This is a genomic window from Nocardia pneumoniae NBRC 100136, assembly GCF_000308755.1.
Taxonomy (GTDB): Bacteria; Actinomycetota; Actinomycetes; order Mycobacteriales; family Mycobacteriaceae; genus Nocardia; species Nocardia pneumoniae.
This window is the reverse complement of record NZ_BAGF01000002.1, coordinates 224,150-249,339: the sequence shown is the minus strand read 5'-3', so window position 1 is coordinate 249,339 and position 25,190 is coordinate 224,150. Positions and strand designations below refer to the sequence as shown.

16 protein-coding genes are annotated in these 25,190 nt (G+C 68.8%); 8 read left to right on the top strand and 8 right to left on the bottom strand.

What is annotated here, in order from left to right; translation table 11 throughout:
- Both ON34_RS01125 and ON34_RS01120 read left to right on the top strand, forming a co-directional pair.
- The coding region (locus ON34_RS01125) for a GyrI-like domain-containing protein (protein WP_040772870.1) at nt 1-597 on the top strand (597 nt) is incomplete at its 5' end.
- Nucleotides 598-611: 14 nt separating this feature from the next.
- Nucleotides 612-962 carry a VOC family protein gene (locus ON34_RS01120; protein WP_040772969.1) on the top strand — a complete coding sequence of 117 codons (351 nt, stop codon included), beginning with the start codon at nt 612-614 and terminating at the stop codon, nt 960-962.
- 66 nt (nt 963-1,028) lie between these two features.
- Here ON34_RS01120 and ON34_RS01115 read toward each other — a convergent pair whose 3' ends face one another.
- Entirely contained in the window at nt 1,029-1,463 is a 435-nt protein-coding gene (locus ON34_RS01115; RefSeq protein ID WP_040772869.1) for an SRPBCC family protein, read from the bottom strand.
- 246 nt (nt 1,464-1,709) lie between these two features.
- On the opposite strand from ON34_RS01115, the gene ON34_RS01110 reads away from it, so the two are divergent.
- A complete protein-coding gene (locus ON34_RS01110; protein ID WP_051021998.1) occupies nt 1,710-3,152 on the top strand; it encodes an FAD-binding oxidoreductase in 1,443 nt (480 codons plus the stop codon).
- A complete protein-coding gene (locus tag ON34_RS01105; protein ID WP_040772868.1) occupies nt 3,149-4,465 on the top strand; it encodes a class I SAM-dependent methyltransferase in 1,317 nt (438 codons plus the stop codon). The genes ON34_RS01110 and ON34_RS01105 overlap by 4 nt, the downstream gene beginning before the upstream one ends.
- 11 nt (nt 4,466-4,476) lie before the next feature.
- Here ON34_RS01105 and ON34_RS01100 read toward each other — a convergent pair whose 3' ends face one another.
- The 5 genes from ON34_RS01100 to ON34_RS01080 form a co-directional block, all read right to left on the bottom strand.
- Nucleotides 4,477-8,064: a serine/threonine-protein kinase gene (locus ON34_RS01100; RefSeq protein WP_040772965.1), complete on the bottom strand. Its 3,588-nt coding sequence runs from the start codon at nt 8,062-8,064 to the stop codon at nt 4,477-4,479.
- A 574-nt stretch (nt 8,065-8,638) separates the two neighbouring features.
- A complete protein-coding gene (locus ON34_RS01095) occupies nt 8,639-9,736 on the bottom strand; it encodes an esterase-like activity of phytase family protein (protein WP_040772865.1) in 1,098 nt (365 codons plus the stop codon).
- A gap of 81 nt (nt 9,737-9,817) precedes the next feature.
- Complete coding sequence (locus ON34_RS01090) at nt 9,818-11,968, bottom strand: 3-hydroxyacyl-CoA dehydrogenase NAD-binding domain-containing protein (protein ID WP_040772863.1); 2,151 nt, start codon at nt 11,966-11,968, stop codon at nt 9,818-9,820.
- Between the two features lie 114 nt (nt 11,969-12,082).
- Nucleotides 12,083-13,297, bottom strand: coding sequence for an acetyl-CoA C-acetyltransferase (locus tag ON34_RS01085; RefSeq protein ID WP_040772860.1), 1,215 nt, complete (start codon nt 13,295-13,297; stop codon nt 12,083-12,085).
- 292 nt (nt 13,298-13,589) lie between these two features.
- Entirely contained in the window at nt 13,590-16,481 is a 2,892-nt protein-coding gene (locus tag ON34_RS01080; RefSeq protein ID WP_040772858.1) for a DNA polymerase III subunit gamma and tau, read from the bottom strand.
- A 440-nt stretch (nt 16,482-16,921) separates the two neighbouring features.
- On the opposite strand from ON34_RS01080, the gene ON34_RS01075 reads away from it, so the two are divergent.
- The 3 genes from ON34_RS01075 (at nt 16,922) to ON34_RS01065 (ending at nt 20,755) form a co-directional block, all read left to right on the top strand.
- The gene (locus tag ON34_RS01075; RefSeq protein WP_040772856.1) at nt 16,922-17,743 is read left to right on the top strand and encodes a hypothetical protein; all 822 of its coding nucleotides are present in this window, start codon (nt 16,922-16,924) and stop codon (nt 17,741-17,743) included.
- 79 nt (nt 17,744-17,822) lie between these two features.
- On the top strand, nt 17,823-20,069 hold the full coding sequence (locus tag ON34_RS01070) for an MMPL family transporter (RefSeq protein WP_040772854.1): 2,247 nt from the start codon (nt 17,823-17,825) through the stop codon (nt 20,067-20,069).
- Nucleotides 20,066-20,755 (top strand): TetR/AcrR family transcriptional regulator, encoded by a 690-nt coding sequence (locus ON34_RS01065; RefSeq protein WP_040772852.1) that lies wholly within the window; start codon nt 20,066-20,068, stop codon nt 20,753-20,755. The genes ON34_RS01070 and ON34_RS01065 overlap by 4 nt, the downstream gene beginning before the upstream one ends.
- A gap of 220 nt (nt 20,756-20,975) precedes the next feature.
- Here ON34_RS01065 and ON34_RS01055 read toward each other — a convergent pair whose 3' ends face one another.
- Complete coding sequence (locus ON34_RS01055; RefSeq protein WP_245547829.1) at nt 20,976-22,124, bottom strand: neutral zinc metallopeptidase; 1,149 nt, start codon at nt 22,122-22,124, stop codon at nt 20,976-20,978.
- A gap of 75 nt (nt 22,125-22,199) precedes the next feature.
- Between ON34_RS01055 and ON34_RS01050 the strand changes: the two genes are divergently transcribed.
- Nucleotides 22,200-23,831 (top strand): DUF2207 family protein, encoded by a 1,632-nt coding sequence (locus tag ON34_RS01050; protein WP_040772846.1) that lies wholly within the window; start codon nt 22,200-22,202, stop codon nt 23,829-23,831.
- 65 nt (nt 23,832-23,896) lie between these two features.
- Here the strand turns inward: ON34_RS01050 and ON34_RS01045 are convergent, their stop codons facing one another.
- Nucleotides 23,897-25,171 (bottom strand): ROK family transcriptional regulator, encoded by a 1,275-nt coding sequence (locus tag ON34_RS01045; RefSeq protein WP_040772844.1) that lies wholly within the window; start codon nt 25,169-25,171, stop codon nt 23,897-23,899.
- Nucleotides 25,172-25,190 lie beyond the last annotated feature (19 nt).

The window sequence follows — 25,190 nt, the reverse complement described above, 5'->3', positions numbered from 1 at the left end:
GCCGCGCCGGACGAGAACGCCCGCGACGCCACGCTGCGCGCACACCTGACGCGCATGGAGGAGGAACTGACCCGCACCCGCGCGGTCGTGGCGTCCTTGCGTTCGCTGCTGACGCCCGCGACGCCGATCGCGGTGGAGCATCGCACGGTCCCGGCCTTCCCGGCCGCCGCCATCAGCGCGGTGGTGGGGCGCGACCGCATCGGCGAATGGTGCGGCTCGACGTTCCCGGCGCTGTACGAAGCACTGGCCGCGGCCGACATCGCGCCCGCGGGTATCAGCGGCGCCACGTATGGCACCGAGTTCTTCGAAGAAGACGAGGGCGAGGTGGTCGCGTTCGTCCCGATCGCCGATTTCGGCATCGCGCTGCCGCAAGGGCTTTCGGCCGTCGAATTGCCCGAGCGCCGTTTCGCCGTCGCGGTGCACGACGGTCCGTTCGATGATTTCGATCGCACCTACGGCGCGCTGGGCAGTCATGTCGCCGAGCACGACATCGCGCTGCCGGAGCCCATCCGGGAGATGTACCTGTGGGGCCCGGACGAAGCCGACGACCCCACCACCTACCGAACCGAAGTGTGCTGGCCGATCGCCCAGCCGTGAACGAGGAGATATCCATGGCACTCTCGATCGCCCACGTGACCATCGATTGCGCGGACGCCGGTGCGCTCGCCGAATTCTGGGCGCGACTGCTGGACCAGCCGGTCGACCCCGAAGCCAGCGCCGCGTTCGCCACCGTGGGCCGGACGGCGGGCGCAACGCCGGTACTGATGTTCGTCGGAGTGCCCGACAAGAACCCGGGCAAGAACGTCATCCACCTCGACCTGCACGCGCCCGACCGGCATGAGCACGTGCGGCGCGCGATCGAACTCGGCGCCGAGCACAGAGGCGATTTCGACATGTACGGCACGAAGTGGACGACACTGGCCGACCCGGAAGGCAATCTCTTCGACATCGGCGGCGAGTAGATCGATGGAGAACCGGCAACGGCCCGGCGCCGAACGCGGTACCGGGCCGTTGTCGTGGTCAGCCGATCAGGCCAGTTCGCGCTGGAGATTCCCCAGCACCTCGGCCTGGATCTTCTTCAGGCCCAGCGGCGCGAAGATCCCCTCGAAGATGCCCGCGATGCCGCCCGCGCCCTTCCAGGTGGTGCGCAGCGTGACCCGCGCGCCGGAGCCCTCCGGGGTGACGGTCCAGGTGTTCACCATCGTGGAATTCGAATCACGCTCGGTGACAATGGAATCCGATACCGAGACGACCGCGTGCACATTGCGCGTGCGCTTCTCGGTGGCCTGCAGCGTCCACTCCGCGACGGTGCCCGCTCCCTTGCCGCCTTCGACCACCTTGTAGTCGCGGTAATGCGAGGAGAGAATGCGCGGACGCACCGTGTCGTAGTCGGCGATTGCCTCGAGTGCGCGCTGCGGATCCGCGGCGACGACGATCGAACTGCTGGCGCTGACCTGTCCCACAATGAGCTCCTTGTCCGGGTGCTGTGTCTCGACCGTTCCCTATCCTGCCTCGCGTCCGCGCGGGTTCGCCGTCCAGCCTCGCCGCACCGCGGTATCCGCGACATTGAATCGGACATTCCCCCTGGCGCGCGCCTGTCACGTCGAACGCGTGGTATTCCCGATGCAACATTCGCGTGACTTTTCTCCCGGATCGATCATTTCTCAGTGGCTGGAGGTCACGGTGCGTACTAGCGTCGAGGGGTGGCAGTGAGTCTGTTGGGGAAGGCCGGACACGCACCGGCCACACGCGAATCAGGATTTGCCGCGCATCGAGCGGGCGTGGACCGCCTCTTGGCGAGTTACCGCGCGATACCCGAACACGCCAACGTCCGGTTGGCCAAGAAAACTTCGAACCTATTCCGCGCCAGGGCCAAGAACACCGCGCCCGGTCTGGACGTCTCCGGCCTGACCAAGGTCATCGCGGTGGATCCGGTCGCAAAGACCGCCGATGTCGCTGGCATGACCACCTACGAGGAACTGGTCGCCGCCACCCTGCCGTACGGGCTGGCGCCGCTGGTCGTTCCGCAGCTCAAGACGATCACGCTGGGCGGCGCGGTCACCGGGCTCGGCATCGAGTCCACGTCGTTCCGCAGCGGTTTGCCGCACGAGTCGGTGCTGGAGATGGACGTGCTGACCGGAGCGGGTGAGATCATCACCGCGACGCCGGACAACGCGCACGCCGACCTGTTCCGCGGCTTCCCGAATTCCTACGGCACGCTGGGATACACCGTCCGCCTGAAGATCGAGCTGGAGCAGGTGCAGCCCTACGTCGCCCTGCGGCACGTGCGCTTTCGCGATCTGCGCGAACTCGAGGCGACCCTCGCGACGATCGTGACGGAGCGGACCTTCTCCGGCGAGCGGGTCGACTATCTCGACGGCGTCGTGTTCTCCGCCGAGGAGAGCTACCTGACGCTGGGCCGTCAGACCGACGAGCCGGGCCCGACCAGCGACTACACCGGCATGGACATCTACTACCGGTCCATCCAGCACGACGGGAGCGCGCCCAAACGCGACCGCCTCACCATCCACGACTATCTGTGGCGCTGGGACACCGACTGGTTCTGGTGCTCACGCGCGTTCGGCGCGCAGAATCCCAGGATCCGCCGGTTCTGGCCGAAACGCTACCGGCGCAGCAGCTTCTACTGGAAGCTGATCGCGCTGGACCACAAGTACCACATCGGCGACAAGCTGGAGGCCCGCAAGGGCAATCCGCCGCGCGAGCGGGTGGTGCAGGACATCGAGGTTCCGGTGGAGCGCACCGCCGACTTCGTGGACTGGTTCCTGCGGGAGATTCCGATCGAGCCCATCTGGCTGTGCCCGCTGCGATTGCGCGCGACCGGAGACGAAGGCCGCCCGGGCGATCGCACGTGGCCGCTATATCCCCTGGAGCCGAATCGAACCTATGTGAACGTCGGATTCTGGTCGGCCGTTCCCACCGTCCCTGGACAGCAAGAAGGAGCGGCCAACCGCGCCATCGAGCGCACGGTGACCGAGTTCGACGGACATAAGTCGCTGTACTCGGATTCCTACTACGACCAAGATGAGTTCGCCGCGCTCTACGGCGGAAGCACCTACACCGAACTGAAGAAACGCTACGACCCAGACCAGCGCTTGCTGGATTTGTATTCGAAGGCGGTGCAACGCAAATGACGACATTCCGGGACCGTTCCGATGTCTTCGCAGACCTCGGAACCAAGCTCAGCATTGCCGAGATCTTCGAGACCCTCGTCGAGGGCGACGTGCCGATCCGCCTGACGGCCTACGACGGCAGCGCGGCCGGACCGGAGAATTCGGAATTCGCGCTGGACATCAGGACGCCGCGCGGCATCAACTATCTGGCGACCGCGCCCGGCGACCTAGGGATGGCCCGCGCCTACATCGCAGGCGACATGACCGCCAGCGGCGTACACCCCGGCGATCCGTACGAAATCCTGAAGGCGATGGACGGGCTGAAGTTCCGCCGTCCGTCCGCGCTGGCCCTGGTGACCATCGCGCGCTCGCTCGGCTGGGAGCGGCTCAAGCCGGTCGCCCCGCCGCCGCAGGAGACCCTGCCGCGCTGGCGCCGCATCGCCTTCGAAGGTCTGCGGCACTCCAAGGCCAGGGACGCCGACGCCATCCACCACCACTACGACGTCTCGAACACCTTCTACGAGTATGTGCTCGGCCCGTCCATGACCTACACCTGCGCGGTCTACGGCGACGAGAACTGGTCGCTGGAGCAGGCGCAGGAGAACAAATACCGCCTGGTGTTCGACAAGCTGCGTTTGAAGGAAGGCGACCGGCTGCTCGACATCGGCTGCGGATGGGGCGGCATGGTGCGGTACGCCGCCAAGCGCGGCGTCAAGGTCATCGGCGCGACGCTGTCGGCCGAGCAGGCGGACTGGGCGCAGAAGAAGATCGCCGAGGACGGCTTGACCGACCTGGCCGAGGTGCGCCACTCCGACTACCGCGACGTGCCGGAGGGCGACTTCGACGCGGTGTCCTCGATCGGTCTCACCGAGCACATCGGCGTGCACAACTACCCGTTCTACTTCGACTACATCAAGAGCAAGCTGCGCGACGGCGGCCTGTTCCTGAACCACTGCATCACCCGCCCGGACAACACCCGCACCACCAAGGCGGGCGATTTCATCGACCGCTACGTGTTCCCGGACGGCGAGCTGATCGGTTCCGGCCGGATCATCTCCGAGATCCAGAACATCGGACTCGAAGTGCTGCACGAGGAGAACTTGCGCGAGCACTACGCGCTGACCCTGCACGAATGGTGCAAGAACCTGGTCGCCAACTGGGACGCCTGCGTCGCGGAAGTCGGCGAGGGCACCGCGAAGGTGTGGGGCTTGTACATGGCGGGCTGTCGGCTCGGCTTCCAGCGCAACGTGGTTCAGCTGCACCAAGTGCTCGGCGTCAAATTGCCCCCCGACGGCGACTGGACCGTGCCGCTGCGCCCGTGGTGGCAGCCGTAGTCCGGCGCGTTTCACAATGCCTGGCTGCCCGCCTCGTCCAGGAGTTCGTCCAGGAACCGGGCGGGCAGTTCGGTGTCCGCGACCTGTCCGGACGGGGGCAGATCGGTGCGCAACACGCGCAGGATGCCGACCACTCCGGGGCCCGCGTCCAGTAGCGGCCTGGTCCAGCCCAGGTCGGCGCAGGTGGCGACGGCGGGCAGCAGCAGGTTGGTGGCCTCGCCGACCCACCCTGAGGTGGCCAGGCATTCCGCCAGCAGCAGCGCGGCATCCAGTTGCGCACGGGGACGGTGCTTTTCGAGCGTGTGATCGTACAGTGCGCGGGCGCGGCGCACCGCCCGGTCGTCGGAGCCGAGGCGGTGTTCGGCGAGCAGCGCGCGGATCGCGGCCAGTTCCTCGGCCTCGGCGGCGAGCAGGGCGGCGCCGGTCAGCCGGTGGCCCGCCTGCAGCGGCGTGGACTCGGCGATATCGGTGTAGCGCCGGTCCGCGGCGTCCGGCGGCAGCCCGAGCCGCAGCCGTTCGGCGCGGATGTGCGCGCTGAGCCTGGCGAGGCGATTGTCGGCCGCGATGCGGGCGCCCTCGTCCAGCCGGGTCGCGGCGGTGTACAGGTCGCCCCGGACCGCCTTGACCCGTGCGCCGACGACGAACGTCGAGATCAGGAAGTCCACCGGGCCGACCCGGGTGACCAGCTCGTGACTCTCGTCCAGCAGCGGGTCGGCGCTGCCGAGATCGCCGCGGCGGTAACTCAATTCGCCGAGCAGCGCGGCGGCGACGCGCACCGCGTGCGAGCGCGGGCCCGAACGTGCCCGCGCGGCCTCCCACGCCTGCTGGAAGCACCTGGTGGCGGTCGCGACGTCGAGTTGCTCGTAGGCGGCGGCGCCCTGGCCGCACAGGCCGAAGACCTTGCCGAGCGGATCCTTCGAACGCTCGTGGTATTCCTCGGCCCATTCCTGGACCTTCCTGGCGCCCTCGAAATCGAACTCGCACAGCCGTACGAAGGTGGTGAGGTTCGCCGCGGTGGAGACCGTCCACGGCGGCAGTTCGTCTGGGTGTTGCATGCAGTCGGCGACCCGGTCCAGCACGCCTTCGGTGTGGTCGCGCGCGATCTGGTCCGCCGCGGCGAGCACCACGGCCTGGCAGCGCTGCACGCGCACGTCGTCGTCGCTGGACGATCCGCGAGCCAGGATGTTCGACAGCCGGCCCAGCGCGTTGCGTGCCGCGCCGGACTGCTGCATGTTGACATTCGCCCTGGCCAACGCCATCAGCAGTTTCGAGCGCGACGCCACCTGCTGCATCGGCAGTTTCGACACGCTGCCCAGTAGCGTGGCCAGGCGGGAACCGTCGATCAGGTCCATGCCGCCGCTCTCCAGCAGGTCCAGCGCCATCTTCAGATCGGTCGCGGCCAGCGCGTGGTCGACCGACTTGCGCAGCAGCTGGTGCTCGGCGTACCAGCGGGAAGCCTTGCGATGCAATGCCTTCGACTTCCCGGGGTGGACGCGTTCGAGCCGAGCCCGCAAATGCTCGGCGAACAGCGGCTGCATCCGGAACCAGTCCAGATCGTGCTCGATGCGCCGCAGGAACAGCTCGCGCTGTTCGGCCTGTTCGAGCAGCTGGTCGGCGTCCGCCTCGCCGGACAGCGCCGCGGCGAGCGAGCCGCTCACCCGCTCGGTCACCGCGATCGACATCAGGAACTCGAGCATCCTCGGTTCCAGTGTGTCCAGCACGTTCTCGGCGAGGTACTCGCGGATGCCGTGGTCACCCTCGGACAGCGTCGCGATGAGCTGTGCGGGATCGGTGTTGCCGCGCAGCGACAGGCCGACCAGCTGGATGGCGGCCGGCCAGCCGTCGGTGGCCGTGTGGATCTCGGTGACCTGCTCGGGCGTGAGCTCGAACCCGTTGCGCTCGACCAGGATCTGCCTGGTCTCGGTCTCGGTCAGGCGCAGCGCGGCCGACCCGATCTCGATCAGTTCGTCGTGCACGCGCATGCGGCCGGTCGGCAGACCGGACTGCTCCCGGCTGGTCACCACGAAACGCAGATGGTGACAACCGTTGTCCAGCAGCGCCTCCATCGCACGATGCGCGCCCGCGTCGGTGATCCGATGCCAGTCCTCGACGATCACCACGATCGTCTGGCCCGCGGCGTGGATCTCGTCGATGAGCGTGGGGATCACGAACGCGGCCGCGTCGGCGGGCCGTTCCTCGAGCACCTGCTCCAGGCCAGTGCCGACATCCGGGCGCACGCGGCGGATCGCCTGGATCAGGTGAGCCAGAAACCAGATCTCGTTGTCGTCGTCGCGGTCGATGCCGATCCAGGCGACCGCGGCGTCGGTCTCGGCGAGTTCGGCGCGCCACTGCGCGGCCAGCGTGCTCTTGCCGAATCCCGCGGGACCGTGGATCACCGCCAGCCTGCGCCGCCCGCCCGCACGCAGGATGTCGAGCAGACGCGGCCGCGGAATCGGGGCGCGGGTAGGTGTCGGCGGACGGAATTTGGTTACCGCCGTTGGCGGCATCGTGATCGCCCCTGGCATGCCGGGGTGCTGCGAGACGGCCGGTCGCAGCGTCAGCGGCCAGCTGCGCCGCGCGGTGACCGCGGGATGGGTGCCGGTCCACGCCACCGTGGGCTTGCCCACGTCCGTGGCGGTGGTGGGCTGAGGTTCGGGCGTGGTGTCCAGCAGCGCCATCTCGTCGGGCAGCTGATCGTGGTCGCGCTGCACCGTGCGCAGCATTTCGCCGAATTCGTACGCGCTGACCGGGCGGTCGCGCGGATCCGGGGACATGGCGTGTTCGATGACCGCGGCCAGGTCCGGCGGAATGTCCTGTTCGCGCAGATCGGGGACGGGCTGCGTGGTGATCCGCAGGAACTGGGCGACCACCCGCTCGCCCGCCTGCCGCTCGAAGGCCGCGTGCCCGGTGAGCAGCGCGAACAACGTCGAGCCGAGGCCGTAGATGTCGGAGCGGACGGTGGGCTCGTCGCCCTTGAGCACTTCGGGCGCGGTGAACGCGGGCGAGCCGGTGATCATGCTGCTCGAGGTACGGAATCCGCCCGGGATGCGGGCGATGCCGAAATCGGTCAGCTGCGGTTCGCCGTAGCCGCTGAGCAGGACGTTGGCCGGTTTCACGTCCCGGTGCAGGATGTGCGCCCGATGCGCGCTCTCGATCGCACCCGCCAGTTTCACCCCGGCGCGCAGCGAGTCCGCCCAGGTCAACGGGCCGTGATCGCGGATGAGCCGTTCCAGCGACCCGCGCGTGCAGTACGGCATGACGATCAGCGGCATACCGGTGGCGGTGACGTCCACCTGGAGGATGTCGACGATGTTCGGATGACCGGACAGCCTGCCCATGGCTTGTTCTTCCCGAAGGAAGCGCTCGCGGCTCTCCTGGTCGATCTCCGAGGAGAGCACCTTCACCGCGACCACCCGGTCCAGCGCGGTCTGGATGCAGCGATAGACCACCCCGAACCCGCCACGACCGATCTCCACCGCGCCGGACAGGCCCATCGCCTCCAGCTCGTCACCGATGTCGATGGGCGCCTGACGCTGCGTATTCGATTCGGCCGCAGACGATTCCGAGCCCGCGCGGGCCGGACGCGTCTGTGGATTCATGTGATCACCTCGATCCCACATCGAATCGGCGTCACCGGCGGCCAACTTCGCGCCGAAGCCGGACACCGCGGTGTCCGATATGTCTGCGCTTATTCCAACGTAGCGCGGCGGGAGACCACGCGGGAGGTGTTTAGCACTCGGATGGAGCGTGTCGCCGGTCCGGGCGTTTCGCACTGTTCTGTGGTCGGCCGCAGGTTCGCGTTCTGGCGCTTGGTGTTCTGGAAAACGCCGACGATTAGCCAGCCCGCACCAGATCCGGCGCTCACCTTCTCAGATGTCGCCTTGCTGGCGGCCCGGGCTACGTCCGGCCCCGCAAACGGATACCCAAGAAGAAGTCGGCCAATCGGGTGCCTGCTGGAAATCCGGCGAGCAGTTCAGCGTGGCCGCCGTACTTTGATTGAAGGAACAATTGTGAATGGGCGAGCCCGTGTCAATACCCGAGGACAACCCCGCCGAGCGGCTGCGACCAGAAGCTCGCCGAACCGGTCACGCCGGGCAAACAGGGCAGCGAGCTGATCGGCCGGTGGGCTACGTGCGCCACGTGCCGGTCACGGCCGACCGGCGCGACCCACCACTAGCCGACGGCCAAGGCGATGACCTGGGTGACCTGACCACCGTCGAAATTATTGTCGCTGACCAGCACCAGGGTTCGCGCCCCCGAAGGCAGACGCGGACCCCAGGTCATTCCCTCGACATTGTCGACGGCGGAAAGCCCGACGTCGTCGAGGTCGACGACCAGCCGCTTGGCCGCCGGACGCGCGGCACCGATCGGAGCGTCGAGGATATCGGTCGCGACGGCGAGGTCGGCCTCGTAGACACGGATCTTGTTGCCCGCGCCCGGGACGAAGGAACGTTCCAGCACAAGAAGTTTCGTCGGATCCAGCGGATCTGCGGCCAGGATCGAGGCGATCCCGGTCCCGCCGCGCCCTGGTTCGGGCCGTGACTCGGCGTGCACCGGCTCCATCGCATACGCGAACTGGCCGAGCAGCTGCCCGGAACGTGCCTGGACCGTTATCCGGGCGGTCGCGCCACTGGTCGTGGTCGCCATCGGCCCGTCCTGCAGCAGCGGCCCCTCCGTCGAGGTCAGGAACAAGGTGCCGCCTGCCGCGAAGGTCGCGCCCTCCAGCGCTTGGTTCTGCCTGGGGCCGGAGCCGGGGCGCATCCGTTCGTTGTCCGGGATCGGCAACTCGCCCGCATATGAGCCGTCGGGGTGCGCGATGCGCACCGACGGGTCCGAGAGGACGGTGTCGAGCCGTTCGCCCTCCTGCGTCCAGTAGTAGTCGCCGGTCCACGGATCGACCCGGATCTCCTCGGGGTCCACCGAATTCGGCGGGTAGGTTCCGCCCGTCGGGGTCGACAGCGGACGCGTGCCGGTGAACGTCACCGGACCGACCCCGTGCGCACCGACCTCGATGCGCGCGGTGTAGTACCGCGCTGGGTTCTTGTTCGACCGGTCGTCGCTGATCAGCACGTATTCGCCGGTGCGTTCGTCATAGTCGATCCCGGACAGCCCGCCCACCGTGGTTCCGTCGAAGTCCAGATCGTGCGCGACCGTCTGTTCGCCGAGCAGCCGCACCGACGGACCCGCCGCCGGGTCGGCGGCGGCGATCGGCGCCGCCGCGAGCGCGAGAGCACAACTGGTGATCAGGATGCGGTGACTACGTCCGGGCACGGTGTGTAACTTATCCGCACGAACGAAAGCCCGCCATCGCGGAAAGCGATGGCGGGCTTCGTCGTTCGTTCGGTGCGCGGACTACTTACGCAGCGAGGCCGGAACCTCGAAGCGCTCGCCGTAGGTCTTGGCGAGGTAGTCGGCGCGGGCCACGAAGGCCTCCTGGCCGCCCGGGTAACCGACGATGAACTGGTGCACACCACCGGTCCAGGCCGGGAAGCCGATGCCGAAGATCGAGCCGATGTTGGCGTCGGCGGTCGAGGTCAGCACGCCCTCGTCGAAACACTTCTGGGTCTCGATCGCCTCCGCGAACAGCATGCGGTCGATCAGATCCTGCAGCGGGACGGTGAAGTCCGCCGTGGTCTTGAAGTGCTCGCGCAGGCCCGGCCACAGACCGGTGCGCTTGCCGTTCTCGTCGTACTCGTAGAAGCCCGCCTTCTCCAGGCGGCCCGGACGACCCTCGGCCACCATGTAGTCGATGACGTCCTGCGCCGGGTGCCGCTTGGCGCCCATGGTGGTGTCGCCGGCCGCGGCGGCCTCCTGGGTCTCCTTGGCGATCTTCTGCATGAGCTTCATGTTCAGCTCGTCCGACAGCTGCAACGGCGCGGCCGGGTAGCCCGCCTGCAGACCCGCCTGCTCGATGGTCGCGGGCTCGATGCCCTCCTTGAGCATGGCGATCGCCTCGTTGACGAAGGTGCCGATCACGCGCGAGGTGAAGAAGCCGCGGCTGTCGTTGACCACGATCGGGGTCTTCTTGATCGCGAGGGTGTAGTCGAACACCCGGGCCAGCGCCTCGTCCGAGGTCTTCTCACCCTTGATGATCTCCACCAGCGGCATCTTGTCGACCGGCGAGAAGAAGTGGATGCCGATGAAGTCCTCCTGGCGCTTCACGCCGGTCGCGAGACCGGTGATCGGCAGGGTGGAGGTGTTCGAGCCGAGCAGCGCGTCGGGGGTGACGATGTCCTCGATCTCCTGGAACACCTTGTGCTTCAGCTCGGTGTTCTCGAAGACGGCCTCGATGACGAAGTCGACACCGGCGAAGTCGGCCGCGTCCGCGGTCGGCTTGATCCGGTCCAGCAGCGCCTTGGACTTCTCCTCCGTGGTCTTGCCACGGGAGAGGGCCTTGGCCTCGATCTTCTCGGAGTAGTTCTTGCCGCGCTCGGCCGCCTCGATCGAGACGTCCTTCAGCACGACCTCGTAACCGGCCTTGGCGGAGACGTAGGCGATGCCAGCGCCCATCATGCCCGCGCCGAGCACGCCGACCTTCTTGATCTCCTTCTTCGGCACGTCCTTCGGACGCGAACCGCCGTTGTTGATCGTCTGCAGGTCGAAGAAGAACGCCTGGATCATGTTCTTCGCGACCGGGCCGGTGAGCAGGTGCACGAAGTAGCGGGACTCGATCAGCGACGCGTTGTCGATGTCGACCTGCGAGCCCTCCACCGCGGCCGCCATGATGGCGCGCGGCGCGGGCATGTTCGCACCCTTGATCTGCTTGCGCAGGTTGGCCGGGAACGCGGGCAGGTTCGCCGCGAAAGCGGGCGAGGACGGGGTGCCGCCGGGGATCTTGAAGCCCTTCTTGTCCCAGGGCTGCACGCCGCCCTCGGGGTTGGCCTTGATCCACGCCTTGGCGGCCGGGATCAGCTCCTCGACCGAACCGACGAGCTCGTCGATCAGGCCGATCTCCTTGGCCTTGGCCGGCTTGTTGCGCTGGCCCTGCAGCAGCACCTGCATCAGGGCGTTCTGCAGGCCGAGCATGCGCACGGTGCGGATGACGCCGCCGCCGGCGGGCAGCAGGCCGAGGGTGGCCTCCGGCAGACCGATCTGCGAACCGGGCACGTCCGCCGCGATGCGGTGGTGGGTGGCCAGCGCGATCTCCAGGCCGCCGCCCAGCGCGGCGCCGTTGATGGCCGCGACGACCGGCTTGCCCAGCTGCTCCAGGCGACGCAGCGCGCCCTTGATCTCGCCGAGCTCGTCCATCAGGGCCTGGGCGTCGTCCGGGCCGACCTTCATCATGTTCTTCAGGTCGCCGCCGGCGAAGAAGGTCTTCTTCGCGGAGGTCAGGACGACACCGGTGATGTTGTCCTTCTCCGCCTCCAGCCGATCGACCGTCGCGGTCATCGACTTCTTGTACAGCTCGTTCATCGTGTTGGCGCCCTGGTTCGGGTCGTCCATCGTCAGCACGACGATGCCGTCCGAATCCTGCTCCCAACCGATCATGTTGGTTTCGCTCACAGCTCTGTGTCTCCTGTTTGATTTGCGGCGTTCGCGGGCCCTGCGTGGTTACGCAAGCTGCCTCCTCCGGGCCTGACGCTCACGCCGCGTGTTGAATCAGCTGTCGGTTGGGAATCAGACCCGCTCGATGATGGTGGCCACGCCCATGCCGCCGCCGATGCACAGGGTGATCAGGGCGTACCGGCCGTTGCGGCGCTCCAGCTCGTCGACCATGGTGCCGGTGATCATCGCGCCGGTCGCGCCGAGCGGGTGGCCCATGGCGATGGCGCCGCCGTTGACGTTCAGCTTCTCGTCCGGGATGTTCAGGTCCTTCTGGAACTTCAGCACCACGGAGGCGAACGCCTCGTTGATCTCGACCAGGTCGATGTCGTCGAGGGTCAGACCCGCCTTGGCCAGGGCCTTCTTCGCGGCAGGGGTCGGACCGGTGAGCATGATGGTGGAGTCGGCGCCACTGGTGGCGGTCGCGACGATGCGCGCACGCGGGGTCAGGCCGGAGGCCTTGCCCGCCTCTTCGGAACCGACCAGCACGAGCGCGGCGCCGTCGACGATGCCGGAGCTGTTGCCGCCGTGGTGCACGTGGTTGATCTTCTCGACGAAGTGGAACTTCTGCAGCGCCACCGCGTCGAAGCCGCCCATCTCACCGATCACGGCGAACGAGGGCTGCAGCTTGGCCAGGTCCTCGGCGGTGGTGCCGGGACGCATGTGCTCGTCGCGGTCCAGCACGACGAGGCCGTTCTGGTCCTTGACCGGGACGATCGACTTGGCGAAGTAGCCGCCGGTGGTGGCCTTGGCGGCCAGCTCCTGCGAGCGCACCGCGTAGGCGTCCACGTCATCGCGGGTGAAGCCCTCGATGGTGGCGATCAGGTCGGCGGACACGCCCTGCGGGACGAAGTAGGTGTCGTAGTTGGTGGCGGGGTCCATCGCCCAGGGGCCGCCGTCGGAGCCCATCGGCACGCGCGACATGGACTCGACGCCACCGGCCAGAACCAGGTCGTCGAACCCGGAGCGGACCTTCTGGGCGGCCATGTTGACCGCTTCGAGACCGGAGGCGCAGAAGCGGTTGATCTGCACGCCGCCGACGGTGTCGGGCAGAGCGGCCGCGGTGACCGCGGTGCGGGCGATGTCGGCGCCCTGGTCGCCGACGGGCATGACCACGCCGAGGATCAGGTCGGAGATCCGGTCCTCGTCGAGGTTCGGGAAGCGGCCGCGCAGCTCCTGGATCAGACCAACAGTCAAGTCGATCGGCTTGACCGAGTGCAGCGAGCCGTTCTTCTTGCCGCGGCCGCGCGGAGTGCGGATGGCCTCGTAAATGTAGGCCTCTGTGGTCATATCGGAGTTTTCCTTCCTTAAGGTGCGGCGGCCGGACCTTCGTCCGTCCGAACGCTGGTGTGCGGCGACACCGCGGGTGCGGCGTGGCTGCGGCTGACCTCGCCGACCGGCCCTGTGGCCGACCGTTCCTAACGCTGTACAAAACCAGGTACGCAACAGCGGACGCACGTTCCGGTCGCCCGTACGCCTGGGCATACCATAGAACGTCGTCGTTCCGAAGCTCACGGCTACCCGTTCATACTACCGTGGTGTGCGAACTCCGGTTAACTTAACGTCGTCGGAACGGTGGTTGTCAACCATCCAACCGTGTGGCACCCAGCTCACTCTTCAGCAATTCCAGGGCGACTTCGTCGGGGTCGCGCCGGTCGCCGGGTGCGACCGGATCGGCCGCGGCGGCCATCATCTCCTGCTCCTCCTCCGGCGTGGAGGCGGGGACGACCCCGTCGTTGTCCCAGCCCCTGCTGGTCACAGCGCTGTGCCCGGTCGGCTCCTGGTCGTATGGCGGATAGTCCGCCGGGCCGGGATCGTCGGGTAGGTCGGGGTAGTCGGGCGGCGGGATGTCGTCGTCCACGACAGGTGGGCGCGGGTTCGCGCCGCCCGAGCGCGAACGGCCCGCATCGGGAGACTTGTCCGCGCTCGCGTTCCTGGACTGGCTAGGTCGCGAAAACCGCGGCGCCGCCGCCGCGTCCGACGCGCGTCCGGGCGCGTTGCCGGATTCACGTCCCGCCGCCTGGTTGCCCGACGTGCGCGCGCGGTTCGCCGATCCGCCGGACCGGGGCGCGGCGGGTCGCGGCGGCGCGCCGCCCGCCTCCCAGCGCACCTCGAGGTCGCGCCCGAGCACCGCGCGCACCGCCGACCGGACCGCCTGGAGATTCCGCGGATCGGACAACCGCTGCGCCAGCGGCGCGTGCTGATGCGCCAACACGATGACATCGCCCTCGACCCGGGACACCGACGCACCCGCGAGCATCGCCTGCACGGCCGCGCCGAACTCCCGCACCTTGGTGCGGATCTCCGCCCAGGAAGCCTCCACCTCGCGCAGCAAGTCGCCGCCCGCGGCGGCGGACGCCGGTTGCGCCACCCCTTGCGACACCGGGCTCGCGGGCGATATTTGAGCCTCGGGGGCGCGCGGCTCCCGTGCACCACCTCCGTCGATGCCGCCGCCACCGGAGGCACCGGCCGCTTCCCCACCGCCGGATCTCTGTGCACCAGCCGGATCGACCGTTCGTGAATCTGGCCCAGCACCCGGGTCGACCGTCTCGGCGCCGCGGGCGAAAGCCGAGTCCACAGGTGCAGCTGAACCAGGCCCGTCGGCACGGGAAATCTGCTGTGGAGCACCGGGTTCGGTCGCACCGTGCGCAGGCGCGCCATGCGCGGATCCCGACCCGCCACCGGATACGGCGGACGCGGAAACGCCCGGATCGCCCGCCGTCGCGTGTGGATCGCTCGAGAGATCCGGCTCCGCGGCCGGGTGCGACCCGGACGCGGACGGAATGGCCGACACTTGACCGGACGCCGCAGGCGGGGACTGTTCGGCAGCCGATGCGATCCGGTCGGCCCCTCCTTCGACACCCGACGCTCCGGATTCCGGACGGCTGGACGATCCACCGACCTCGGAGGGTTCCGCGCCACCGGCGGGCGACGGTCGACCAGCGCCTACGTCGTCAGAGCGTCCAGCGGCGGCGGAACCGGCTGCGCCAGAAGCCGAACCTGCCGCTGGTTCAGCCCCTGCCGGAGCCGAGCGATCGGCGCCTCCGGCAGCGGCGGCGCCTCCCGCGGGCACCGCATCCCCGGCACCGCCGGTCAGCTCCGGATCACCAGCGGACGGCACATCACCGGCTTGCGTTGCCCCCAGCGAGCTGGGCGCCGAACCAGTATCGGAGCGACCGCCTCCACGGCTCTCCCGGCGCATCGCGGCCAGCGCCTCCGCACCCCGGCGCCGCGGCGGTTCCGACGGTGACGCACCCGCGGGCTGGGACGAGGGGGCGGGCGGCGCCGAGGACGCGGCAGCTGCCGCACCGAAGGAGCCGCTGGCCAACCCCCGCTCCAGTCGTTCCAGGCGCTGCAGCGTGGCGGATTCCGCATCGGACACCGAGGGCAGCAGCATGCGCGCGCAGACCACCTCGAGCAGCAGTCGCGGCGCCGTGGCGCCACGCATCTCGCCGAGCCCTTCGTGCAGCAGTTCGGCGTAACGGGTCAGGGTGGCCGGGCCGAGGCGCTCGGCTTGATCGCGCATCCGGTCCAGCACGTCACCGGGGCCGGTCACCAGGCCGCGGTCGGTGGCGTCGGGCACCGCGCGCAGCAGGATGAGGTCGCGGAAACGATCGAGCAGGTCGACGGCGAAACGGCGCGGGTCGTGACCCGCCTCCATCACCCGGTCCACCGTGCCGAACAGCGCGGCCCCGTCGTCGGCGGCCAGCGCCTCGACGGCGTCATCGATGAGCGCGACGTCGGTGACGCCGAGCAGTGCGACGGCCCTGGCGTACGTGACCCCCTCGGGGCCCGCGCCCGCGAGCAGTTGATCGAGCACGCTCAGGCTGTCGCGCGGGGAACCGCCACCCGCGCGGATCACCAAGGGATACACCGCTTCTTCGACCGGCACCTGCTCCTGCTCGCAGATCCGGCCGAGCAGGCCGCGCATGGTGGCGGGCGGCAGCAGGCGGAACGGATAGTGGTGCGTGCGTGAGCGGATCGTCGGCAGGACCTTGTCCGGCTCGGTGGTCGCGAAGATGAAGATCAGATGCGCCGGTGGTTCCTCGACGATCTTCAGCAGCGCGTTGAAGCCCGCCGTGGTGACCATGTGCGCCTCGTCGACGATGAACACCCGGTACCTGGACTCGGCCGGCGCGTAGAAGGCGCGATCACGCAGCTCACGGGTGTCGTCGACACCGCCGTGGCTCGCGGCGTCGAGTTCGATCACGTCCAGATTGCCCGGACCGCCAGGGCCGAGCGCCACGCACGACGGACAGACACCGCACGGCGTCGAGGTGGGGCCCTGTACGCAGTTCAGCGATCTGGCGAGAATGCGCGCCGAGGAGGTCTTGCCGCAGCCGCGTGGACCGGAGAACAGGTAGGCATGACTGATCCGCCCGGTGTCGAGCGCGATGCTCAGCGGGTCGGTGACGTGCTCCTGACCCACCACCTCAGCGAACGTTGCCGGTCGGTACTTCCGGTACAGAGCCACGGCCAGAGGTTACCGGCGACCACCGACAAAGGACATGCCCGCCCGGTACGGCCGATTCGCGGCGGCGTATGTGATCCAGATCACAACATGCCGAGTGTCTTCTTCGGCGATCAACCGCGCCGCATTAGATGGCAATGATCTAGCAATCACACACGCCGTACGGGGCAATTCGGAAGTCGGTCGCCACATCACCCCTCATGACCATGAAAATCTGGACGCACACCCCGATTGACGGCGAGTTTCGGGAGATAACGAATCCGTCACCATGAGTGACATAACGCAATCCGCTGGCTAACGTGACTGTCGGCAACTTCGGTAGCCAAACCTTCATCAGGTTGGTGACCCCGGCCGGTCCCTCATCCCGACCGGGGCACAACCAAAAGCTCGGCCCACGGGTGACCAGCGCCAACTCCCACACTTCCACCGGAGGACCTTCCACCGTGCCGTCGTGTGACGACATCGCCGCCGCCTGGCTGTCCAGCACCGATTTCGCCGGCGACCGCTCCGCCGTAGCTCTGCTGAGTCGCGCGATCAGCCCGCAGGATTTCGCGATCAAACGCGATTCGCTGCCGGTGACCGCGGCGGCCGACCCCGCCACCTCGGCCGCCATCCTCGAACTCCTCGAACGCGGCCAGGTCCCCACCATGGCCGCGATCCGCACCCTGACGGCGCAGAACGAGATGCGCCGCGAGGCCGAGCGCATCGAACGCCTCGGCCGCCGCGCGCAACGCAGCATCGATGACTTCGGCAAGGTGCTCGCGAAACTCGCCGACGCGCACTGGACGACCTACGGATACGGGCCGACGCGCCGCGACGTGCTGTGCAGCGAGCAGATCATGACGTTGATCCGCACCCGCGTCGGCAATATCGCGCCATCGGCGGTCAAGCATCTGTGGCTGATCGAACGAGCGCAGCGCGCCGGCTGGATCGCCTCCAACGCCAACCCTCGATCCCTCTGCGCCGCACGGCGTTTCTACGCCGCCCAGTACGGCAACCGGGTGTCGCTGCGCCCGGTGAACACGATCGGCACCGCCATCGCGACCTACCTCGCCGACTATCTGGACGAGCACGGCCGCCCGCCGCGCTGGTCGGTGGTCGCACAGGAATTGCGGGACGACCGCGGCCGCCGGATCTTCCACAACACCGCCGATGCCCGCGCGCAACAGCTCTGGCTGACCACCGCGGAGTGGGTCGCCATGCGCGACGACCTCCCGGTGCCGGGCCGCAGGGGGCTGCGAGCGATACGTAAATCCCGCGGCTGACCTCGGCTCGTACAGCGGCCTCGACAACACTGAGTTAACGGCGTTAGGGTAACGTCGTTAACCTACGAGGAGAGCCGCGATGCTGACCCGGATAGCCCGATTCACCACCCGCTCACCCCGCCTCGTGCTAGCGACGGCATTCGCCCTCGCCGTCCTGTTCGGCGTCTTCGGCGCGACCGCGGCCACGCATTTGAAGTCCGGCGGCTTCACCTCCGCCGACGCCGAATCCGCCCGGGTGACCCAGCTCATCGCCGACAACTTCGGCGGCGCCGCGCCCAACTTCGTGCTGCTGGTCAGCTCCGACGCGGGCGCCGACGATCCGGCCACCAAAGCGACGGGCATCGGTCTGGTGGACGCGCTGAAGGCGCGCTCCGGTGTGCAAGGCGTCCAGTCCTACTGGACCGCACCGCCGCCGTTGGCGAGCGCGCTGCGCAGCACCGATGGCAAGAACGCCCTGGTTGTCGCCTTCCTGGACGGAGACGAAACCCAGATTCAGCAGACCGCGGGCGAGTTGGAGAAGCAGTTCGCCTCGGACTCCGACGGCATCACGGTCCATCAGGGCGGCATCGCCGCGATCTATCACGACGTCACCGAGCAGACCACCCGAGACCTCGCCCTGGCCGAGGGTGTCGCCGTACCGCTGTCGATGATCGTGCTGATCCTCGTGTTCGGCAGCCTGGTCGCCGCCGCTCTCCCGCTGGCCATCGGCGTGTTCGCCATCCTCGCCACACTCGCGATCCTGCGGCTGTTCACGCTGTTCACCGACGTCTCGATCTACGCGCTCAACATGACGACGGCGATGGGCCTCGCGCTGGCCATCGACGCCAGCCTGTTCATCGTCAGCCGCTTCCGGGAAGAACTCGGCAACGGCCTCGACACGACCGCGGCGACCATCCGGTCCGTGCAGACCGCCGGACGCACCGTGCTGTTCTCCGCGCTGACCGTGGCGCTCTCCATGGCCGTGCTGAGCGTGTTCGACCTGTACTTCCTGAAATCCTTCGCGTACGCGGGGGTCGCGGTCGTCGTCGCGGCGGCGGCCGCCTCGATCGTCGTCCTGCCCGCCGCGCTCGTATTGCTCGGCCCTCGGGTGAACTCCCTCGATCTGCGGGTTCCGCTGCGGCGCCTGTTTCGCCGCGGCGCGCCCGCGCCCGGGCCGCGGGCGCCGGAGGACACCGGGTGGTACCGGATGGTCACCTGGGTGATGCGGCACGCGGCGCCGGTCGCGATCGTCATCATCGCGGTGCTGCTGGCGCTCGGCTCTCCCTTCCTCTCGGTCCAATTCGGCTATCCCGACGACCGGGTGCTGCCGACCAGCGCTACCAGCCGTCAGGTCGGCGACGCGCTGCGCACCCAGTTCCCGCAGGCCGACCCGGTCACCAATACCACGATCGTGCTGGACGGATACCGCGGCGACACCACCGCGATCGGCGCGTACGCCGCCGAGCTGTCCCGGGTCGACGGCGTACCGGCGGTGCTGTCCAGCGCCGGGATCTACGTCTCCGGGGCCCGTTTGGCCCCGCCTCCACCCGGCATGGCCAATGACACCGGGACGTATCTGAGTGTCGCGACCAAGCTCGATCCGTTCTCGCCAGCCGGTGACCAGCAGCTGCAAGCGATCCGGGCGATCCCGGCACCGGGCCCCGCGCTCTACGGCGGCGCGGCGGCGGCCAACGCCGACTCGCTGCACGCACTGGCCGCCCGGCTGCCGCTCGCCGCCGCGCTGATCGCGCTGACCACGTTCATCGTGCTGTTCCTGTTCACCGGCAGCGTGGTGCTGCCCATCAAAGCGCTTGTGCTGAACACGCTTTCGCTGGCCGCGGCGTTCGGCGCGATGGTGTGGGTGTTCCAGGAGGGCCACCTGTCCTGGCTGCTCGGCTTCACCCCGGTCGGCTACCTGGTGCCGACCATGCCGATCCTGATGTTCTGCCTGGCCTTCGGCCTCTCGATGGACTACGAGGTGTTCTTGCTGTCGCGGGTGCGGGAGGAATGGCTGGCCACGCACGACAACACGCGCGCGGTCGCGGTCGGCGTTGCCCGTACGGGCCGGATCTTCACCGCGGCCGCCGTGCTGATGGCGATCGTGCTCGGCGCCCTGGTGACCTCCAAGGTGTCGTTCATGCAATTGCTCGGCCTGGGCCTGACACTGACCGTGCTCGCCGACGCCACGATCATCCGCGGCCTGCTCGCGCCCGCGCTCATGCGGCTGCTCGGCAAGGCGAACTGGTGGGCGCCCGAACCATTGGCGCGCCTGCACGCCAAGATCGGGCTGACCGAGGGCGAGGAGACCACCGCGTCCCGCACGCTGGAAACCGTGGGACGGGCATGATCGGTGGCCGACGTCCGCGATCGCCGCGCGGTTCCGGAGCTCAGCTGCGCGAGGAGATCCTGCGCGCCACCGCCGAACTGCTCGCCAGGACCGGCCACGCCGATGCCGTCTCGATCCGGGCGGTGAGCGAGCTGGTCGGGGTGAGCGCGCCGTCCATCTATCGGCACTTCGCGGACAAGGACGAGCTCATCGAGGCCGTGGTCGCCCAGGTCTTCGAGGACTTGGCCGAGGCGATGCGGGCGGCCACCGATCCGGCGGCCTCACCGGTGACCCAGCTGCGCGACCAAGGCATGGCCTACGTCCGTTTCGCGCTGGCCCATCCCGAGCAGTACCGGCTGGCGACCGCGCCCACCGAGACCTCTGGCGCGGTGGACCAAGTCCTCACCAGCGGAGCGTTCCAGCATTTCGCGGCCACCGTGCGCAAGTGCATGGAGGACGGCACGATGGCGTCACGCGACCCGCTGCCGGTCGTCCTGGAGCTCTGGTCGGTCGCCCACGGCATCGCCTCGCTGCTGATCGCCAAGCCCTTCCTGCCCTGGGGCGACGCGGAAGCGGTCGCCTCGCGCGTGATGAGCGCCGCGTGCATCGGCTACAGCGTGTTCGACCTGATCGGCGCGGACCCGCCCACACCGGACGCGGTCACCGCCTGGGTAGAGCGGCTGCGCCGGAATCCATCCCTGGAATGACCGAATCGCCCTCCGCCAACCCGATCTTGGCGTGCAGGCGCGCCAATGGTTCCGGCGCCCGCCAGTTCGCCTCGCCGAGCAACCGCATGAGTACGCGCGCGAGCAGGCCGCGGATGCCCGTGGCGTCGGCGAGCACGGTCGAATTTCGCCACTGGCCGTCCGGTGCCCGCGAGTAGCACGGTGCGTGTGGTCCGGGCCGGAGCTGACCGGGGTCGTCCCCTCAGCTCACGGAACTGGCCGACGCGGTGAACGTATTGCACTGTGCCGCACGGTTCTTGTCCAGCCCTGTCTCGAACCACTGCCCGCCGTTCTCGGACGAACCGTGGTCGCGCATGTCCCCCGCCTGGTCGCCGCGGCCGTAGGCATCCTTGCGCGCGAGGGTGAGCTGCGAATCGGTCAGCGAGCCGCCCTCCGCCGAGGACGAGAGGTACATTCCGTCGAAGCAGTTGGCCTGCAACTCGACTCGGCGCGACAATTCCAGCCCCTTGGCGCTGCGTGGCCCGGCGTCGGCCCGCTCGCTGTTGGCCCTGCGCAGGATGCCCGACATCGCCTGCACGTGATGTCCGTACTCGTGTGCGAACACCGACAGATAGACCACCCAGTTGTCCTTGAAGTAGTCGGTCTGCAATTGGCTTATCGGCATGTAGATGGTCTTGTTCGCCGGGCAGTAGAACGCGGCGAAATTGCTCGTCGATCCGGTGCAAGGCGTGGTGATGCCGGACGTGGTCGCGCTGACGTTCAGCGTGGGCGGCTGGAACGGCAGATTCGCCTTGCGCAGGACCGGTTTCCACGCCGCTTCCAGGCACGAGGCTGCGCTTTCGAAGAATTCGCGCGCGGCGTCCACCTGGGTTCCCCACGGGGAGTAGTCGCACCGCGCCGGGATGAGCGTCGCGTTCGGGTCGGTCAGCAGCGGGTTGTTGCCGGTCTCCGAGGGGCCCGTCGAGCCGTCCGGCTGGGCGTCGAAGGTGAAGGTCGGCTGCGGGCCGGACGCGTCGCTGTCGCCGCGTCCGACGGAGATCGCGTTGCGCACCAGTCCCGCCGCGACCAGGAACACGACCACGACCAGCAGCACCACCCAGCCGCCGCCACCGCGTTTGCGCGGCGGCGGATAGGGCGGACGTCCAGGCGGACCGTAGGGCATCGGCGGCGGAACGTGCGGGCGATAACCGGGCGCACCGAAGGCGGGCGGCGGGCCGTACCCGGGCGGCGGGGCATATCCAGGAGGCGGGGCATATCCCGGCGGAGCGCCGTAACCAGGAGGCGGCCCGTACCCCGGCTGCGAGCCGAAGGGCGCACCATAACCGGGCGGCGGCGGAACCGGGCGCCCGCCATGCGGAACCGGCCCGTGTCCGTACGGTGGTTGTGTCACGCCCCCGAACCCCTCGTCTCAGTGATAGCCGACAGCCGCTGACGCAGAATAGCAAGCTGTCTAGAGTAGGCAGCCATGCTGACTTTTCGGGGGGCCGCCGTAGGCGCGCTGCTACTCGCCTCCGCGGGAATGCTGGCGTCGGCCCCGGTCGCCCACACGGAGCCCGCACCGAGCGGTGTGACCATCACCGCCGATCTGAAGTTGAACCGCGAGGGCGTCCTCGAGGTGGTCGAGCAGGTGGCGGTGCCGCCGGACGGCTCCTTCCGGATGTCGCTTCCGCTGCGGCTGAAGGTGAGCGACGACGCCGAGCGGGTTTTCCAGGTCACCGACGTGGATACGGAAGGCGCCGGTACCGCGACGGTGGCGAACGACCAGTTCACCATCGAGGCGAAGCCCGGCGAATCCACCTTCAGGTACTCCGTGCGGAACACGGTCAGCGACGCGCCGGGCACCCAGGTGTTCCGTTGGCTCGGCGTGCTCAACGCCGATATCGCCGCGATCAGCGCGACGCTGATCAGCCCCAGCTTCGAAATGGGCATCGTCGACTGCAAACTCGGCCCGCCCGGCAACTCACGGCCGTGCGCCGACGTCCAGGTCGAAGCCGACGGAGTGCTGTTCCTGGAGCAGACCGACCTACACAAGGGCGACGCGATCGATCTGACCCTGCAACTGCCGCCCGGCACCGTGCCGAGCAACGCCGACGTGCGCGACAGCGGCGCCACGGGTCCCTTCGCGATCACCGCCCAGGTACTCGTCGCGTTCGGCGTCCTGCTGCTCGCTCTGGCCGGCCTGGCCGCGTTCGTGCTGCGCGCACGTCGTCAGGACGCGGCCACGGGCGACGGTTCGGATGTGATCGATCCGCTGCTGCGGGAAAACGACCGCGTGCAGTTCACCTCGCCCGACGGCGTCCTGCCCGGCGAGGCGGGCCTGCTGCTGGACGGGCACGTCGACCCGGTCGACATCGCCGCCACCGTGGTGGATCTCGCGGTGCGTCGGTACATCCGGCTCGCTCCGCTCAGCGACCAGGACTGGCGGATCACCCGCGTGAACGCCCCCGACGACCAGCTGCGCGACTACGAGAAAGCCGTCTACCAAGCGCTGCTGCCCGCGGGCACCGACGCGGTGACGCTCGCCGAGCTGCGCAAGCCGGGCCGGGTCGCCGCCGAGCCGGTGCGCACCGCGCTGCTCGCCGACGCCGTCGCTCGCGGCAACTTCCTCGATCGCCGCCGCCCCGGCCTCGCGGTGTGGCTGGGCGGTGCGCTGGTCGTCGCGGGTATCGCCGCGACCGTCGCGCTCGCCCTGACCTCCGGGCACGCCTTGGTCGGCATCGCCATCGCCCTCGGTGGCGTCGCGACCTTGCTGCTGCCGAAATACCTACCGGTCCGCACGACTCGCGGGCTGGAACTCACCCGGCAGATCCGCGCGCTGCAACGCGGATTGGAAGCGACTCGGCGCGAACAGATTCCGCCGATCGACCAGGAGACGGTGTTCTCCCGCGCCCTGCCGTTCACGGTGATCGGCGGACGCGTCGACAACTGGATCCGCGTCTTCCGCGACCTCGATCCGTCGGCCGACGCGCAACCGGGCCTGTACTGGTTCGCCGGCTTCGAGCGCGAGCGCAACCTCCAGCGCTTCGCGAGCCACTTCCCGTTCTTCATCACCGCGCTGGAAGGACTGTTCGCGAGCGCGGGCGATCCGCACCGCTAGCGTTCGGCGAGCACACACGAGAAAGGGCGACCGGCCACGTGGCCGGTCGCCCTTTCTCCTCTCGCTCAGTCGCCGGACGCGGTTCGCCGGATGGCGGCCAGCGGATCGGCGTAGAGGACGCTCAGCGACGTCACCACCGCGGCGAATTCCTGCACCTTCCCGCCGAATCCGCTGATCCGGATATCGGTCGGCGGCAGCGTGGAGCCCTGGTTGAACGCGCGCGCCACATGGGCGACCGCGGGCCGGTAGGCGGTGAAGGCCTGGCCGCCGAGGACCACCCGATCCGGGTTGAGCATGTCGCGGACCATGGCCACGGTGTGCCCGAGGATGGTGGCTCGCTCGGCCAGCAGTTCGCGCGCGGGTTCCGAACCCGCCTCCGCCGCCCGGTACAGATCGGCGATGGTCGAGCCACCGGTTCCGTTGTGGGCCGGGATGATGCCGCGGCCGACCGCCCTGGAGTGCAGTGACCGATCGCCCACGGTCACTTCCAAGCAGCCGCGACGCCCGCAGGTGCATTCGACGTTCGAGCCGGTGGGCAAGTGCGCGATCGAACCAGGGCCGTTACTCGGAGTGTGCACGCGACCGTCCAAAGTCACCGCCACACCGGCGGTTTCGCGCACATAGAAGTACAGGCTGCTGCCGCGCTCGATCTTGGCCCGGTCCTTCGGCTCGCCGGTGGGCAACAACAGCTCGGAAGCGGCCATCGCCTCGACGTGCGGCGCCACCGACACCGGCAGCTCCAGTACCTCGCCCAGCACCGAACCGATCTGGGCCCCATGCCATTCCAGCTTCGGATGATCGACGACACCGGTGAGCGGGTCGACTCGGCCGCCGATCGCGACCCCGGCCCACAACGCCTTGCGCCGATGCCAGCGCTGCAGGAACGCTTTCGCGCTGCGGGCGACGGTGGTGGTGGCGAACTCCTGCCCGGTCTGCGGGGTGGCGATGGCCAGCCCGCCGAGAATGCGGCCGCGCAGGTCGGCGGCCACGATCTTGGTGACCGCGGCGCCGATGTGAATGCCGATGGTCAGGTAGGCGTCATGATCGATCTCGAACGGGACGCGGGGGCGCCCGACCGCACCCGAGGCCGTCAGATCGGGACGCTCGCGCAGCAGGCCCGCCGCGAGCAGCGCGGAAACCTGGCGGTTCACCGTGGCGATGCTCAAACCCGTTGTGCGCGCGGCATTGTCGCGGGAAACGGGGCCGCCGGTCGCGGCGCGCAGGACCGCTGCCGCCGGGTTGTCACCGATCCGGAGCTCGGGAGCGACCACAGGACGCTGAACGCGGACACGGCCGTTGGCAACCCTGGAGACGGATCGTTCAAGGGTGGGAAGGGACATTGTGCAGATCCTTGCTGAA

What these genes read in the sequence shown, in the direction of transcription:
- ON34_RS01070 (WP_040772854.1), top strand. Translation starts at nt 17,823, where the DNA reads ATGCTGACCCGGATAGCCCGATTCACCACCCGCTCACCCCGCCTCGTG.
- ON34_RS01105 (WP_040772868.1), top strand. Translation starts at nt 3,149, where the DNA reads ATGACGACATTCCGGGACCGTTCCGATGTCTTCGCAGACCTCGGAACC.
- ON34_RS01045 (WP_040772844.1), bottom strand. Translation starts at nt 25,171, where the DNA reads ATGTCCCTTCCCACCCTTGAACGATCCGTCTCCAGGGTTGCCAACGGC.
- ON34_RS01100 (WP_040772965.1), bottom strand. Translation starts at nt 8,064, where the DNA reads ATGAATCCACAGACGCGTCCGGCCCGCGCGGGCTCGGAATCGTCTGCG.
- ON34_RS01050 (WP_040772846.1), top strand. Translation starts at nt 22,200, where the DNA reads ATGCTGACTTTTCGGGGGGCCGCCGTAGGCGCGCTGCTACTCGCCTCC.
- ON34_RS01120 (WP_040772969.1), top strand. Translation starts at nt 612, where the DNA reads ATGGCACTCTCGATCGCCCACGTGACCATCGATTGCGCGGACGCCGGT.
- ON34_RS01065 (WP_040772852.1), top strand. Translation starts at nt 20,066, where the DNA reads ATGATCGGTGGCCGACGTCCGCGATCGCCGCGCGGTTCCGGAGCTCAG.
- ON34_RS01085 (WP_040772860.1), bottom strand. Translation starts at nt 13,297, where the DNA reads ATGACCACAGAGGCCTACATTTACGAGGCCATCCGCACTCCGCGCGGC.